This is a genomic window from Azospirillum sp. TSH20 (genome assembly GCF_003115935.1).
Taxonomy (GTDB): domain Bacteria; phylum Pseudomonadota; class Alphaproteobacteria; order Azospirillales; family Azospirillaceae; genus Azospirillum.
Genome location: NZ_LGQU01000088.1, coordinates 1 through 14,803, shown reverse-complemented (window position 1 = coordinate 14,803; position 14,803 = coordinate 1). Strand labels below are relative to the sequence as shown.

Sequence of the window (14,803 nt, the reverse complement as noted above, 5' to 3'; positions counted from 1 at the left end):
CGGAGCCATCCGCCGCTCCGCGCCCGATTCCGCAGGGGATTAAGCATGGCTACGCCGCGCGGGGCAAGGGTCCCCGTCGCCCCATGGCCCGGCAATCGCCCTATAGCTGTGTGCCCCGCCAGGGGATACCAGCCCCGGCCGGCGCCAGCCAACCGCCGCGGCGCTTTCTGGACGCGAATTCATGAATCGGTCATGCCCGCACAGGGCGGCGGCGGTCATGGATGGTCCATGCACCCGCCCCGTCCGCTTCCCCACCCTTCGCCTGCCCATCCCCTGACCATCCCCCGCCCGAACCGGCCGCGCAAATGCCGCAACCGGCGCCCCACCGGCCCGGTCTCGTTGACAGGGCCTTGCCATAGTCCTATGTGAGACCCGTCGATAGGCTGGCCCACATTCCGCTTTACTCCCGAGGTTTTCATGTTCGGCGCTCTCGCCCGCAAGATTTTCGGCACCGCCAACACGCGCGCGGTCAAGGCGCTGCACAAGACCGTGGCTCAGATCAACGCGCTGGAGCCGTCGGTCGCCGCGCTGTCGGACGACCAGCTGAAGGGTCGCACCGACTGGCTGCGCGAGCGGCTGGCCAAGGGCGAGACGCTGGACGACATCCTGCCCGACGCCTTCGCCACCGTGCGCGAGGCGGCCAAGCGCGTGCTGGGCCAGCGCCATTTCGACGTGCAGCTGATGGGCGGCATGGTGCTGCACAGCGGCAAGATCGCCGAGATGCGCACCGGTGAAGGCAAGACGCTGGTCGCCACGCTGGCCGTCTACCTGAACGCGCTGGAAGGCAAGGGCGTCCACGTCGTCACCGTGAACGACTATCTCGCCTCGCGCGACAGCGGCTGGATGGCGCGGGTCTACGGCTTCCTCGGCCTGACCACCGGCTGCATCGTCCATGGGCTGGACGACGACGAGCGCCGCGCCGCCTACGCCGCCGACATCACCTACGGCACGAACAACGAGTTCGGCTTCGACTATCTGCGCGACAACATGAAGTTCCGGCTGGAGGAACTGGTCCAGCGGCCCTTCAACTACGCCATCGTCGACGAGGTCGACTCGATCCTGATCGACGAGGCGCGCACCCCGCTCATCATCTCCGGCCCCTCCACCGATTCGTCGGAGATGTATGTCCAGGTCGACCGGCTGATCCCGATGCTGGTGCCCGAGGATTACGAGAAGGACGAGAAGCACCGCTCCGTCAGCTTCACCGAAGCCGGCCAGGAGCACATGGAACAGCTTCTGGCCGAGGCCGGGCTGCTGAAGACCGGCGGCCTCTACGACATCCAGAACGTGGCGCTGGTCCACCATTCGCAGCAGGCGCTGCGCGCCCACATGCTGTTCCAGCGCGACAAGGATTACATCGTCAAGGACGACAAGGTCGTCATCATCGACGAATTCACCGGCCGCATGATGGAAGGCCGCCGCTTCTCCGAAGGCCTGCACCAGGCGCTGGAAGCCAAGGAGAAGGTGACGATCCAGCGAGAGAACCAGACGCTGGCCTCCATCACCTTCCAGAACTACTTCCGCATCTACCCGAAACTGGCCGGCATGACCGGCACCGCGCTGACCGAAGCGGCGGAGTTCGGCGAGATCTACGGGCTTGAGGTCGTCGACATCCCGACCAACGTCCCGGTCAAGCGCATCGACCACGACGACGAGGTCTATCGCACCGCGACCGAGAAATACCATGCGATGATCGACCTGATCGAGGATGCCCGCAAGCGCGGCCAGCCGGTTCTCGTCGGCACCACCTCGATCGAGAAGTCGGAACTGCTGGCGGAGCTGCTGACCAAGCGCGGCATCCCGCACAACGTCCTGAACGCCCGCCATCACGAGCAGGAAGCCTATATCGTGGCCCAGGCCGGCCGCGCCGGCGCGGTGACCGTCGCCACCAACATGGCCGGCCGTGGCACCGACATCCAGCTCGGCGGCAATCTCCAGATGCGGATCGAGGTCGAACTGGCCGACGTCCCGGAAGGCCCGGAGCGCGAGGCCCGCATCAAGCAGATCGAGGCCGAGATCGCCGAGGCGCGCGAGACGGTGAAGCAGGCCGGCGGCCTCTACGTCGTCGGCACCGAGCGGCACGAAAGCCGCCGCATCGACAACCAGCTGCGCGGCCGTTCCGGCCGTCAGGGCGACCCCGGTACCTCGAAGTTCTTCCTGTCGTTGGAAGACGACCTGATGCGCATCTTCGGGTCGGAGCGGATGGACAGCATGCTCCAGCGTCTTGGCCTGAAGGAGGGCGAGGCGATCATCCATCCCTGGATCAACAAGGCGCTGGAAAAGGCGCAGCAGAAGGTCGAGGCGCATCACTTCGAGGTCCGCAAGAACCTGCTGAAGTTCGACAACGTCATGAACGACCAGCGCAAGGTCGTCTATGAACAGCGCCACGAGGTGATGGAGAGCGAGGACATCGCGGAGGAAATCCGCGAGATGCGCCACCAGATCATCGCCAACATGGTGTCGGCCGCCATCCCGGCCAACAGCTACTCCGAGCAGTGGGACATCGACGGCCTGCACGAGGCGGTCAACCGCGTGCTGGGCATGGACCTGCCGGTGCACGAGTGGGCCAAGGAAGAGGGCATCGCCGAGCCGGAGATCGAGGAGCGCGTGCGCGAGGCCGCCGACCGCAAATATGCGGACAAGGAGGAGGCCTACGGCGCCGAGACGATGCGGCATGTGGAAAAGAGCATCCTGCTCCAGATCCTGGACCAGGAATGGAAGGACCACCTCCTCCAGCTCGACCACCTGCGCCAGGGCATCAACCTGCGCGCCTATGCCCAGAAGGACCCGCTGAACGAGTACAAGCGCGAGGCGTTCGAGCTGTTCGACTCGATGCTGATGGCCCTGCGCGAGCAGGTCACCACCATCCTGATGCATGTCGAAATCCGCATGGCGCCGTCGCAGGAGGAACTGTTCGCCCGCCAGATGCAGGAGATGCACGAGGGCCGCATGGACCCGGCGCTGGCGATGGCGGGCATGGGGGCGGGTGAAGGCGAAGCCTTGCCCGACGGCATGGTCCGCGCCTCGTCGCTCGCCGGCACGCCGGAAGACCAGCCCCTGCCGGCCGAGGTGATGGAAAACACCCCCCGCAACGCCGCCTGTCCCTGCGGGTCGGGCAAGAAGTTCAAGCACTGCCACGGCCGCATGGCGTAAGGGGTTGATCGGTGGGGGTGCCTGCGCATTGCCCCCACCCTTCCCACGGCTTCGCCGCGGGCCCCTTCCCTCCCCCGCTTCGCAAGGGAGGGAGCTATCCCCTCCCCCGCCCAGCGGGGGAGGGTTAGGGTGGGGGTCTAACTCCCACAAAGCTCCCATGAAACCAACCCCTCCCCACCCCGTTTCCCATCCGTGACCACGGAAAAACGGGACGCCATGTTCGAAGAATTCAAGAAATTCATCAGCCGCGGCAATGTCGTCGAGCTGGCCGTCGGCATCATCATCGGTGCCGCCTTCACCGGGATCGTCAATTCCCTGGTCAAGGACATCCTGATGCCGCCGATCGGCTGGATCATGGGCGGCATCGATTTTTCGAACTATTTCATCAGCCTGTCGGGCGGCCATTACGACTCTCTGCAGGCCGCCGAGAAGGCGGGGGCGGCCACCGTCAATTACGGCCGCTTCATCAACAGCTGCATCAATTTCCTGATCGTGTCGGGCGCCCTGTTCATGATCGTCCGGCAGGTCAACCGCCTGCATGTCCTGCACAAGGAAGCGCCGAAGACCCCGCCGCGGCAGGAGCTGCTGCTGGAGGAAATCCGCGACGCCCTGCGCGCCCAAGCCAAAAGTGAACCCGGCACCCGGCCGCCCGCCGACCACACCCCCTGATCGCCCGGCGGTCCTGAGCCACTTTCCCTCACTGCGGGAGCTTGTCACAGGGTTGGGAGAACCCCTCGTTGCCGCAGCGCGTCGAACGGGTTACCCTGTCTGATAAGCTGGCGATGGCGGTGAGATGGCGAAGGCCTCGCCCGCCTGCGCTGTCCATGACCTCGGCAAGGGCCATGTCCATGTCCGCCAAGCGCTGTGCGCCGACCGTCCCTGCCGGGGCGCCACCATGATCCGCTCCACAGCCTGCATGGCTGCTGTGCGGTTGCTTGGCATCCTTCTTCTGTTCCTTCTGGCTGGCGACCCTGCGGCGGCGATCAACACGCCGGCACCGGCGGCGGCAACTCCGGACGCAGGTCCGCGCCCGGCGGAAATCCGGGTGACGCTGGACGACAATTACCCGCCCTACAGCTTCCGCACCCCCGACGGCGTCCATGTCGGCATCGTGAAGGATCTGTGGGCGCTGTGGTCGCAGAAGACCGGAATCCCGGTCCAGATGATGCCCACCGACTGGAGCCTCGCCCGCCAGACCATCGACACCGGGGCCGCCGACGTCATCGAGACGATCTTCCGCAACAGCGCGCGCGACGTGCTCTATGATTTCTCGAAGCCCTATGCCCGCGTCGACGTGCCGATCTGGTTCAGCGCCGACCTCAGCGGCATTACCGGAGTGGAGTCGCTGCGCGCCTTCACGGTCGGGGTGAAGGACGGCGATTTTTGCGCCGAATGGCTGACCGACCAGGGCATCACCGCCTTCCAGCGCTACCCCGGTTTCGAAGCGATGGTGGAGGCCGCGGCGCGGCAGGAAACCCGGGTCTTCTGCATGGACGACCCGTCCGCCCGCTATTACATGACCAAGCGCGGCGTGCAGGGACGCTTCCGCTACACCGACCCGCTCTATACCGGCGAACTGCACTGGGCGGTGCGCAAGGGCAATGTCACGCTCTACCGTTTGATCGCCGACGGCTTCGCCCGCATCACCCCGCAGGAGCGCAAGGCGATCGAGGAGCGCTGGCTCGGCCGCAGCCTCACCGGCATCGTCAGCCCCCAGATGATGGACCTGCTGCTCAAGCTGCTGAGCGGACTGGCGGTGCTGGGCTTCGGCGCGCTGGTGTGGGTGCTGCTGCTGCGCCGGCAGGTTGAAAGCAAGACGCAAAGCCTGCGCACCGCGGTGGCGGCCCTGACCGCCAGCGAGGAGCGGGTCCGCACCATCTTCGACAGCGTCACCGACGCCATCCTCATCCATGACCTGGACAGCGGCGCCATCCTGGAGGGCAACCGCCGGATGAAGGAGATGTACCGGGTGGGCGACACCCCGCTGTCGGACATCAATGTCGGAATGCTCAGTTCCGGCGTGCCGCCCTACACGCGGGAAGACGCGGCGGCCTGCATCCGCAAGGCGGCGGACGGCGAACCGCAGCTGTTCGAATGGCATGCCCGCCGGCTCGACGGATCGCTGTTCTGGGTGGAGGTCAGCCTGCGGCGCGCCGTCATCGACGGCAACGACCGCCGGCTGCTCGTCCTGGTCCGCGACATCACCGAACGCAAGGCGGCGCAGGAACGGATGGAATATCTGTCGCGCCACGACGCGCTGACCCTGCTGCCCAACCGCGTCCTGGTGCAGGACCGCACCGAACAGGCGCTGGCCCGGTCGGAGCGCAACGGCCGGCTGGTGGCGCTGGTCGCCTGCGGCCTCGACCGCTTCAAGACGGTGAACGACAGCCTCGGTCACGCCGTCGGCGACGCCCTGCTGCGCGCGGTGGCGGAGCGGCTGAAGGCGGCGGTGCGCGACACCGACACCGTCAGCCGCGGCGGCGGCGACGAGTTCATCCTGCTGCTGTCCGGACAGTCCGACATCGATTCGGTGGTGGAGACGGTCGCCTCCCTGCACGAGGCGATGGCCGAGCCCTTCCAGGTCGGCGGGCACGAGCTGACCGTCACCCTGTCGTCGGGCGTGGCGCTGGCCCCGGCCGACGGCAAGGACTTCGCCACCCTGCTGAAGAACGCCGACACCGCGCTCCACCACGCCAAGGCGGCCGGCCGCGACACCCACCGCTTCTATGCCGAGGCGATGAATGCCGAGGCGGTGGCCCACCTGTCCACCCGCAGCGGCCTGCGCCGCGCGCTCGACCGTGGGGAGTTCCTGATCCATTACCAGCCGCAGGTCAGCCTGGAGAGCGGCGCCGTCACGGGTGCGGAGGCGCTCCTGCGCTGGAACCACCCGGACAAGGGCATGGTCCCGCCCGGCGACTTCATCCCGATCGCCGAGGACAGCGGCCTGATCGTGCCCATCGGCGCCTGGGTCCTGACGGAGGCCTGCCGGCAGGCGGCGGCATGGCATGCCCGCGGCCTGTCGCTGTCGGTGGCGGTCAACCTGTCGGCTTTGCAGCTTCAGCGCAACGACCTCGTCGCCACGGTGACGCGGGCCCTGACCGACAGCGGGCTCGACCCGCTGCTGCTGGAGCTGGAGCTGACCGAATCGATGCTGATCCAGAACACCGACCTGGTGATGGACAATCTGCGCCGCATCAAGGCAATGGGCGTGCAGGTGTCGATCGACGATTTTGGCACCGGCTATTCCAACCTGTCCTACATCGGCCGTCTGGCGGTGGACAAGCTGAAGATCGACCGCAGCTTCGTCGCCGATCTCACCAGCAACCACGACAGCGCCAAGATCACCGCCGCCGTCATCCAGATGGCCCACAGCCTGAACCTGACCGCCGTGGCGGAAGGCGTGGAGGATGCCGAAACGCTGGAGGCCCTGCGCACCCTGCGCTGCGACGTCGCCCAGGGCTATTACCTGGGCCGCCCCGGCCCCGCCGAGGCGGTCGAACGCGCCGCCCGGCAGGTGAATCCGTTCAAGGTCGGGGCTTAAGGCCACCCCTTTCCTTACATGCCCTTCACCAGGGCGACGAGCTGGTCGAGCGCGGCGCTCCAGCCGTGATGGAAGCCCATCTCCTCATGCTGCGTCTTCGCCGCTTCGTCCTTGTGGATGGCGACGGCGGTATAGAGCGTGCCGCCGGCCGACGGCTCGATGGTCACGGACGCGGTCATGAAGCCGCCGCCGGTGGGGCGGAAGCCCGGACCCAGCGCATCGGTGAAGACCAGCCGCCGCTCGGGCTCCACGGCCAGGAAGCATCCGGTGCTGTCGTTCCTCTCGCCGTTCGGCCCTTCCATCACCGTGCGGAACTTGCCGCCGGGCCGCAGGTCGATCTCGCAGGCGGTGGTACGCCAGGGTGCCGGCGTGAACCACTTCATCAGCAACTCCGGCTCGGTCCAGGCCCGCCAGACGAGGCCCGGCGGCACCGCGACCTCACGCTTCAGTTCAAGGTCGAGCTGCGGGTTGAAAACCACATCGGTCATGGTGTCCCTTCCTCCCGTTTGTTCAGGTCCAGCACCAGGCTGTCCAGTTGATCGAGCCGCTTTGTCCACAGGCTCCGCTGGGCTTCCAGCCAGCTTTCCGCGGCCGCCAGCGCCTCCGGCTTCAGCGTACAGGTGCGCACCCGCCCCTCTTTGCGCGTTTCGACCAGCCCGCTGTCCTCCAGCATCTTCAGGTGCTGGAGAAAACTGGGCAGAGCCATGCCGAAGGGTTTCGCAAGGTCGCCGACCGACGCCGGTCCGCGCCCCAGCGCCTGGATCACCGCCCGGCGCGTGGGGTCCGCCAGCGCACGGAACGTCCTGTCGAGTGCTGCATCCATGACGGCACCCTAGCGGAAGAAAATACTTAGGTCAATGCCTAACCATCGCGGTCAGGCTGCGCCGTTCGCCAGATGCAGGCTGATGACCCCGGCGACGATCAGGGCGATGCCGACCACCTTCATCACCGTCACCGACTCGCCGAAGACGAACACGCCGATGGCGGCGATGGCCGCGGTTCCCGCCGCCGACCAGATGGCATAGGCGATGCCGACCTCCATGCTGCGCAGCGCCTTGGCCAGCAGCACGAAGGCGACGCCGTAGCACACAACCACCGCCGCCGCCGGGCCGAGCCGCGTCATGCCGTCCGACATCTTCATCGCGGACGTGCCGACCACCTCGAACAGGATCGCCACCACCAGATACAGCCAGCTCATCGCCTCGCCACTCCGCCAACTCCCGCAAGGCCGATCCCGCGGGGCCGCAGGATGGACCGGGCGAAGGGGCGCCGCAAGAGGGCCCCCGGCACATCCCACTCCAGATACCCACGGTTGACGCCACGCCCGGCCGGCCCTAGGGTCTTTGCCCTCATTCCCAACTTTATCTATGTGGTTTCGAAAGGGTCCGACGATGACCGGCGAACGGGATCTGGCGTTGCAGGCGAAGGCATGGCCGTTCGAGGAGGCGCGCAAACTGGTCGCGCGCTTCGCGAAAGCGCCGCCCGCCAAAGGCTATGTCCTGTTCGAGACCGGCTATGGTCCGTCGGGCCTGCCGCATCTCGGCACCTTCGGCGAGGTGGCGCGCACCAGCATGGTGCGCCACGCCTTCCAGACCATGAGCGACATTCCGACCAGGCTGTTCTGCTTCTCGGACGACATGGACGGCCTGCGCAAGGTCCCCGACAACATCCCCAACAAGGAGATGGTGGCGGCCAATCTCGGCAAGCCTCTGACCCAGGTGCCCGATCCCTTCGGCACCCATGACAGCTTCGGCGCCCACAACAACGCCCGGCTGCGCGCCTTCCTCGACAGCTTCGGCTTCGAGTACGAGTTCCAGTCCTCCACCGACTGGTACAAGTCCGGCCGCTTCGACGAGGCTCTGCTCGGCATCCTGCGTCATTACGACGAGGTGATGGCGGTGATGCTGCCCACCCTCGGCGCCGAGCGTCAGGCGACCTACAGCCCCTTCCTGCCGGTCTCCCCCTCCACCGGCCGGGTCCTGCAGGTGCCGATGCTGGAGCGCAACGTCGATGCCGGCACCATCGTCTTCGAGGACGAGGACGGCAAGAAGGTGGAGCTTCCGGTCACCGGCGGCCATGTGAAGCTGCAGTGGAAGCCCGACTGGGGCATGCGCTGGTTCGGCCTCGGCGTCAATTACGAGATGTACGGCAAGGACCTGATCCCGTCGGCCGATCTCGCCGGCAAGATCTGCAAGATCCTCGGCGGCACCCCGCCGGAAGGCTTCAATTACGAGCTGTTCCTCGACGACAAGGGCCAGAAGATCTCCAAGTCGAAGGGCAACGGCCTGACGATGGAGGAGTGGCTGGCCTATGCGCCGCAGGAGAGCCTCGCCCTCTACATGTTCCAGAAGCCGAAGTCGGCCAAGCGCCTGTATTTCGACGTCATCCCGCGCGCCGTCGACGAATATCTGACCTTCGTCGACAAGGTGCATGGCGAGGAGCCGGCGAAGAAGCTGGAGAACCCGGCCTGGCACATCCACAACGGCAAGCCGCCGGCGGTGCGCTCCGATGTGTCCTTCAACCTGCTGCTCAACCTGGCCGGCGCCGCCAACGCCGAGACCAAGGACACCATGTGGGGCTTCATCCGCCGCTATGCGCCCGACGCCACGCCGGAGAACAGCCCCTTCCTGGACAGCATGGTCGGCTATGCCGTGCGCTACTATCAGGATCAGGTGAAGCCGACCAAGCGGTTCCGCGCCCCCACCGACGCCGAGCGCGCCGCCCTGCAGGACCTGCTGGCCAAGCTGGACAGCCTGCCGGCCGACGCCCGCGCCGACACCATCCAGAACGAGGTGTTCGAGGTCGGCAAGACCCACGGCTTCACCGAACTGCGGGCGTGGTTCCAGGCGCTGTACGAGGTGCTGCTGGGCCAGACCACCGGCCCGCGCATGGGCTCCTTTATCCAGCTCTACGGCATCGACGAGACCAAGGCGCTGATCCGCGAGAAGCTGGCGGCCTGACGCCCGCTGGTTTCCATCTAACCGAAGGGAGGCGTCGAAAGGCGCCTCCTTTTTTCGTTTCCGAACCGATCCGAACGCAACTATTTTCGCAATCGATCGTTCGCCTGCCTTACTAATGACTATATGCCCGAAAAGAGTGCGGAAAACTGCCTTTCCGCCCACCGAATGGGCAAACCCAACGATATTCCATACCACGCTATGCGGGTATCGCACCGCACCAATTCGAAAAGGGTGGTACCGCTAACACGGCTGCAGGCTTAAACTCCGCCTCGTTACTGCATTTTGCAGTGCGTTTCCTCCCTAGACTAAAGGCCGCGCCCGCATGGGCTGCGGCCTTTTTTTTGGTCTAAGCCCGGAGGCAACCGCCGGTCCATATTAGGGAGCCGTTAACCGGACAGGCGCTTCGATGGTGGCGATGCTCTCACAGCCGTCCCCGCTTCGTTGAGCGGCGGCACAACCACAAGGCTTCAGGTCCGGTGACAGCCCGGCGCTCCCCCTCCCGCCCCTCTCCCCGACTCCTGCCGGAGGCGGACTGCGGCGTCGCGCCCGAACTGATGGACTATTTGTTCGCCGGGTCACCGGAGCCGGAACCGCTCCAGGCAGCGCCCTCTGCACCGCCCCCTGCATCGCCCGCTGCGCGCCCCTCTGCGCCCGGCCGCGGCGTCGCCCGTCAGGTCGGCGACGCGCTGGTCGAATCGCGGCTGGCCGGGATGGGCGATGCCGACGTGCGCTCCACCCTCGCCCGCAAGCTGTGCCGGCTGCTGCCCGACCTGCCGCCGGGCGGGGCCGACACCGTCAGCACCGTCGCCGTCCGTGCGCTGGAACAGCTGGCCCGCGACCACATCGTCCGGGTGCGCGAGGCGCTGGCGACGGCGATCAAGGACATCGCCTGCGCCCCGCCCTCGGTGGTGGCGACGCTGGCGCGCGACGTCGAACGGACGGTGGCGGAGCCGGTTCTGCGCTGCTGCGCGGCGCTTAGCGACGAGGATCTGCTGGACATCGTCGCCGCCGCCCCTGCCGGCTGGGCATTGTCGGCCATCGCCCGGCGCCACAGCATCGGCGCCGCCCTGTCCAACGCCATCGCCGGCAGCGGCCATGCCGAGGCCACCGGGATCCTGCTCGACAACAGCGGGGCGGTGATCGCCGAACCGACGCTGGAATCGCTGGTGGAGCGGTCGGCCCACCATCCGGACTGGCGGGAAAAGCTGGCCCGCCGTCCCGCCCTGCCCCGCCGGCTGGCGCTGCGGCTGGCCGATTTCGTCGACCTGGCGGTGGTGGAGACTCTGAGGCGGCGTCCCGATTTCGACGACGCCACGGTGGCGGAGATCGCAGCCACCACCCGCCGCCGCATCGACTGGGCCGAAGCCCCCGACTCGGCCGAGTCGCCGGAACGCCGCGCCGTCCGCCTGCACCGGCTGGGCAAGCTGGACGAGACGGCGCTGGGCGACGCGATGTCGTGGAACGAGGCCGGATTCGTGCGGGCTGCGCTGACCTTGCGCGCCCGCGTGGCGCCGGAGGTGGTGGACCTGATCCTGGACGCCCACGACCCGCAGGCGGTCACCGCGCTGGTTTGGCGCGCCGGCCTGTCGATGCGCTGCGCCATGCAGATCCAGGCCCGCGCGGCCGGCATCCACCCGCGCGCCATGCTGAACGCCCGGCAGGGCAGCGGCTTCCCGCTGTCCTCCGCCGAGATGGCCCGACACCTGGAACGCTACGGCATCGGGCCGTAAGGGAACCGATCAGTAAGGCTGCTGCTGCGTGCCCCCGCGCGGCATCGGCTGGCGCGGCGTGGCGCGGCCGGTGTGCGGCACCGGGGTGTCGGGCGAAACCTCCTTGTAATAGGGGCCGCGGTCGGTCGGGCTTTCCATCGCCTCGGCCGGGGTGACGATCTGCTCGCCGGTGCCGGCGTCGAAGGCGATCAGCGGCAGCTGGCGCACCTTCAGGCAGGCTTCGCGCTTGGCGGCCAGTTCCGCCGACTGCGAGCCGTCCAGCGTCACCAGCGGCAGCACCCAGTTCGCCCGCTGGTCGGCGGGGATCGAGGTGTAGACGTAGTTGGTCAGCGGCCGGCAATAGGCGATGCTGCCCTCGGCCACCGCGTCGGTGATCGGGGCGGCGGTGATGGCGGCGGTATAGTCGCCGACCGTCTGGGCCTGGGCCGTTGAGGCACCGGCGATGCCGGCGGCAAGCGCCAGCGACATGGTCAGACCGGGAATGATACGGGCCACGAGCTTGGCCATCTGCGCTCTCCTTCGACCATCTTCGAACAAGGTAAGGACCGGACGCGAACCATACGTATAAAGCCGAACGGTCCAGGCGTTGGAAAGGATCATCGGGGGTGCGACGCAAAGCTGCAATGCCTCGCTAGCGGTCAGGCTTGCCCTCCGCGACAAAACGCGCTACCTACGCTTCCGAAATCTCGGGGCGCTGGATCCCTAAGACGTTAGAATGACCAACGGTTCTAGTCTCCCGCTGAATGGGGGACGCTCAAACGTTTTAGGGAACGCTCCATGGCTCGCAAGAAGATTGCGCTCGTCGGTGCCGGCCAGATCGGCGGCACGCTGGCTCTGCTCGCTGCTCAGAAGGAACTGGGCGACGTCGTCCTGTTCGACATCGCCGAAGGCATGCCGGCCGGCAAGGCGCTGGATCTCGCCGAAACCTCCCCGGTCGAGGGCTTCAACGCCAGCCTGACCGGCGGCAACGACTATTCGGTCATCGAGGGTGCCGACGTCGTGATCGTCACCGCCGGCATCCCGCGCAAGCCGGGCATGAGCCGCGACGACCTGATCGGCATCAACAGCGGCGTCTGCAAGACCGTCGGCGAGGCCATCGGCAAGTATGCCCCGAACGCCTTCGTCATCGTCATCACCAACCCGCTCGACGTGATGGTGTGGGTGCTGCAGCAGGCGTCCGGCCTGCCGCCGGAGCGCGTGGTCGGCATGGCCGGCGTGCTCGACTCGGCCCGCTTCCGCTACTTCCTGGCCGAAGAGTTCAACGTCTCGGTCGAGGACGTCACCGCCTTCGTGCTGGGCGGCCACGGCGACACGATGGTCCCGCTGGTGCGCTACTCCACCGTCGCCGGCATCCCGCTGCCCGATCTGGTCAAGATGGGCTGGACCACGCAGGAGAAGCTGGACGCCATCGTTCAGCGCACCCGTGACGGCGGCGCCGAGATCGTCAAGCTGCTGAAGACCGGCTCCGCCTTCTACGCCCCGGCCGCTTCCGCCATCCAGATGGCCGAGTCCTACCTGAAGGACCAGAAGCGCGTCCTGCCGGTCGCCGCCCACCTGAGCGGCCAGTATGGCCAGGACGACCTCTACGTCGGCGTCCCGACGATCATCGGCGCCGGCGGCGTCGAGAAGATCATCGAGATCGAGCTGAACGACGAAGAGAAGGCGATGTTCCAGAACTCCGTCGACGCGGTAAAGACCCTGGTCGACGTCGTCAAGAAGCTGGACGCCGAGAAGGCCGCTTCCTAAAGAACGGAGTGCGCGGTCTCCGGCGCCGTCCCGGCCCAATTTCCGGGTCCGGGACGGCGCCGGTGGTGCGCCCGTCTTGTCCTTCAGTCGACCCGTTCTCGTCAGCCGAACCAAAAAACAGATGGACGCCCGATGAACATCCATGAGTACCAGGCGAAAAGCCTGCTGAAGAAGTACGGCGTCGCGGTTCCCCGCGGCGGCGTTGCCTACACCCCGCAGGAGGCCGAGACGGTCGCCCGTGAACTCGGCGGTCCGGTCTGGGTGGTGAAGTCCCAGATCCACGCCGGTGGCCGCGGCGCCGGCCGCTTCAAGGACAACCCCGAGGGCAAGGGCGGCGTCCGCGTCGTCAAGTCGATCGAGGAAGTCGGCAAGAACGCCGCCGAGATGCTGAACCACGTTCTCGTGACCAAGCAGACCGGCGCGGAAGGCCGCGAGGTCAAGCGCCTCTACATCGAGGAAGGCGCCGACATCAAGCGCGAGCTGTACCTCGGCATGCTGATCGACCGCGCCACCGGCCGCGTGACGATCATGGCCTCGACCGAAGGCGGTATGGAGATCGAAGAGGTCGCCCATAACACGCCGGAGAAGATCATCAAGGTCGCCATCGACCCGGCCACCGGCATCCAGGGCTACCACACCCGCAAGGTGGCGTTCGCGCTGGGCCTGGAAGGCAAGCAGGTTTCGGCCGCCGCCAAGTTCATCCAGGCCGCCTACAAGGCGTTCGTGGATCTGGACTGCGCCATCGTCGAGATCAACCCGCTGATCGTCACCGGCTCGGGCGACATCCTGGCGCTCGACGCCAAGATGAACTTCGACGACAACGCGCTGTTCCGTCACAAGGACGTGGAAGAGCTGCGCGACGAGGCCGAAGAGGATCCGGCGGAGATCGAGGCGGCCAAGCACAGCCTCAACTACGTCAAGCTCGACGGCAACATCGGCTGCATGGTGAACGGCGCCGGCCTCGCCATGGCCACCATGGACATCATCAAGCTGTATGGCGGCGAGCCGGCCAACTTCCTCGACGTCGGCGGCGGCGCCACGAAGGAGCGCGTCACCGCGGCCTTCAAGCTGATCCTGTCCGACAGCAACGTCGAAGGCATCCTGGTCAACATCTTCGGCGGCATCATGCGCTGCGACGTGATCGCCGAGGGCGTCGTCGCCGCGGCGCGCGAAGTGCACCTGCACGTTCCGCTGGTGGTGCGCCTGGAAGGCACCAACGTCGATCTGGGCAAGAAGATCCTGGCCGAATCCGGCCTGCCGATCCTCTCGGCCGACAACCTCGCCGATGCCGCCGAAAAGGTGGTCAAGGCCGTGAAGGAGGCCGCGTAACATGGCTGTTCTCGTCGACAAGAACACGAAGGTGATCTGCCAGGGCTTCACCGGAGCCCAGGGCACCTTCCACTCCGAGCAGGCCATCGCCTACGGCACCAAGATGGTCGGCGGCGTGACCCCGGGTAAGGGCGGCGCCAAGCACCTCGACCTGCCGATCTTCGACACCGTCTCCGAGGCGGTCGAGAAGACCGGTGCGAACGCCAGCGTGATCTACGTGCCGCCGCCCTTCGCCGCGGACGCGATCCTGGAAGCCATCGACGCCGAGATCCCGCTGGTGGTCTGCATCACCGAAGGCATCCCGGTGCTGGACATGGTCCGCGTCAAGCGCGCCCTGGACGGTT

At 66.9% G+C, this 14,803-nt stretch carries 11 protein-coding genes and 1 pseudogene; 8 read left to right on the top strand and 4 right to left on the bottom strand.

The features are described from left to right. Positions 1–417 precede the first annotated feature (417 nt). The 3 genes from secA to TSH20_RS23010 all read left to right on the top strand — a co-directional run bounded on the left by secA (position 418) and on the right by TSH20_RS23010 (position 6,694). Positions 418–3,153 carry a preprotein translocase subunit SecA gene (gene secA / locus TSH20_RS23020; RefSeq protein ID WP_109157479.1) on the top strand — a complete coding sequence of 912 codons (2,736 nt, stop codon included), beginning with the start codon at positions 418–420 and terminating at the stop codon, positions 3,151–3,153. Between the two features lie 216 nt (positions 3,154–3,369). Then, a complete protein-coding gene (gene mscL, locus TSH20_RS23015) occupies positions 3,370–3,822 on the top strand; it encodes a large conductance mechanosensitive channel protein MscL (protein ID WP_109155093.1) in 453 nt (150 codons plus the stop codon). Positions 3,823–3,946: 124 nt separating this feature from the next. Continuing rightward, complete coding sequence (locus tag TSH20_RS23010; RefSeq protein WP_247871664.1) at positions 3,947–6,694, top strand: EAL domain-containing protein; 2,748 nt, start codon at positions 3,947–3,949, stop codon at positions 6,692–6,694. A 14-nt stretch (positions 6,695–6,708) separates the two neighbouring features. Here TSH20_RS23010 and TSH20_RS23005 read toward each other — a convergent pair whose 3' ends face one another. The 3 genes from TSH20_RS23005 to TSH20_RS22995 are packed head-to-tail and all read right to left on the bottom strand — an operon-like array spanning position 6,709 to position 7,892. Next, positions 6,709–7,182, bottom strand: a complete 474-nt coding sequence (locus tag TSH20_RS23005) for an SRPBCC family protein (RefSeq protein WP_109157478.1) — start codon at positions 7,180–7,182, stop codon at positions 6,709–6,711. Continuing rightward, a complete protein-coding gene (locus tag TSH20_RS23000; protein WP_109155091.1) occupies positions 7,179–7,517 on the bottom strand; it encodes a metalloregulator ArsR/SmtB family transcription factor in 339 nt (112 codons plus the stop codon). Before TSH20_RS23000 ends, TSH20_RS23005 begins: the two co-directional genes overlap by 4 nt. 51 nt (positions 7,518–7,568) lie before the next feature. Next, a complete protein-coding gene (locus TSH20_RS22995) occupies positions 7,569–7,892 on the bottom strand; it encodes a multidrug efflux SMR transporter (RefSeq protein ID WP_109157477.1) in 324 nt (107 codons plus the stop codon). Positions 7,893–8,085: 193 nt separating this feature from the next. On the opposite strand from TSH20_RS22995, the gene TSH20_RS22990 reads away from it, so the two are divergent. After that, a complete protein-coding gene (locus tag TSH20_RS22990; RefSeq protein ID WP_109157476.1) occupies positions 8,086–9,654 on the top strand; it encodes a lysine--tRNA ligase in 1,569 nt (522 codons plus the stop codon). 476 nt (positions 9,655–10,130) lie between these two features. After that, positions 10,131–11,384: a DUF2336 domain-containing protein gene (locus tag TSH20_RS22985; RefSeq protein ID WP_247871663.1), complete on the top strand. Its 1,254-nt coding sequence runs from the start codon at positions 10,131–10,133 to the stop codon at positions 11,382–11,384. Positions 11,385–11,393: 9 nt separating this feature from the next. Here TSH20_RS22985 and TSH20_RS22980 read toward each other — a convergent pair whose 3' ends face one another. Next, positions 11,394–11,891, bottom strand: a complete 498-nt coding sequence (locus tag TSH20_RS22980) for a hypothetical protein (protein WP_109157474.1) — start codon at positions 11,889–11,891, stop codon at positions 11,394–11,396. 270 nt (positions 11,892–12,161) lie between these two features. Between TSH20_RS22980 and mdh the strand changes: the two genes are divergently transcribed. The 3 genes and pseudogenes from mdh to TSH20_RS22965 all read left to right on the top strand — a co-directional run. Next, the gene (gene mdh, locus TSH20_RS22975; protein WP_042699729.1) at positions 12,162–13,130 is read left to right on the top strand and encodes a malate dehydrogenase; all 969 of its coding nucleotides are present in this window, start codon (positions 12,162–12,164) and stop codon (positions 13,128–13,130) included. Between the two features lie 132 nt (positions 13,131–13,262). Beyond that, positions 13,263–14,459, top strand: coding sequence for an ADP-forming succinate--CoA ligase subunit beta (gene sucC / locus TSH20_RS22970; RefSeq protein ID WP_109492988.1), 1,197 nt, complete (start codon positions 13,263–13,265; stop codon positions 14,457–14,459). A gap of 1 nt (position 14,460) precedes the next feature. Next, a pseudogene (locus TSH20_RS22965) lies at positions 14,461–14,803 on the top strand (succinate--CoA ligase subunit alpha); the annotation flags it as partial.

Bases quoted from the DNA above. Each gene is read 5' to 3' on its own strand.
- secA (WP_109157479.1), top strand. From the start codon at position 418: ATGTTCGGCGCTCTCGCCCGCAAGATTTTCGGCACCGCCAACACGCGC.
- mscL (WP_109155093.1), top strand. From the start codon at position 3,370: ATGTTCGAAGAATTCAAGAAATTCATCAGCCGCGGCAATGTCGTCGAG.
- TSH20_RS23010 (WP_247871664.1), top strand. From the start codon at position 3,947: ATGGCGAAGGCCTCGCCCGCCTGCGCTGTCCATGACCTCGGCAAGGGC.
- TSH20_RS23005 (WP_109157478.1), bottom strand. From the start codon at position 7,182: ATGACCGATGTGGTTTTCAACCCGCAGCTCGACCTTGAACTGAAGCGT.
- TSH20_RS23000 (WP_109155091.1), bottom strand. From the start codon at position 7,517: ATGGATGCAGCACTCGACAGGACGTTCCGTGCGCTGGCGGACCCCACG.
- TSH20_RS22995 (WP_109157477.1), bottom strand. From the start codon at position 7,892: ATGAGCTGGCTGTATCTGGTGGTGGCGATCCTGTTCGAGGTGGTCGGC.
- TSH20_RS22990 (WP_109157476.1), top strand. From the start codon at position 8,086: ATGACCGGCGAACGGGATCTGGCGTTGCAGGCGAAGGCATGGCCGTTC.
- TSH20_RS22980 (WP_109157474.1), bottom strand. From the start codon at position 11,891: ATGGCCAAGCTCGTGGCCCGTATCATTCCCGGTCTGACCATGTCGCTG.
- mdh (WP_042699729.1), top strand. From the start codon at position 12,162: ATGGCTCGCAAGAAGATTGCGCTCGTCGGTGCCGGCCAGATCGGCGGC.
- sucC (WP_109492988.1), top strand. From the start codon at position 13,263: ATGAACATCCATGAGTACCAGGCGAAAAGCCTGCTGAAGAAGTACGGC.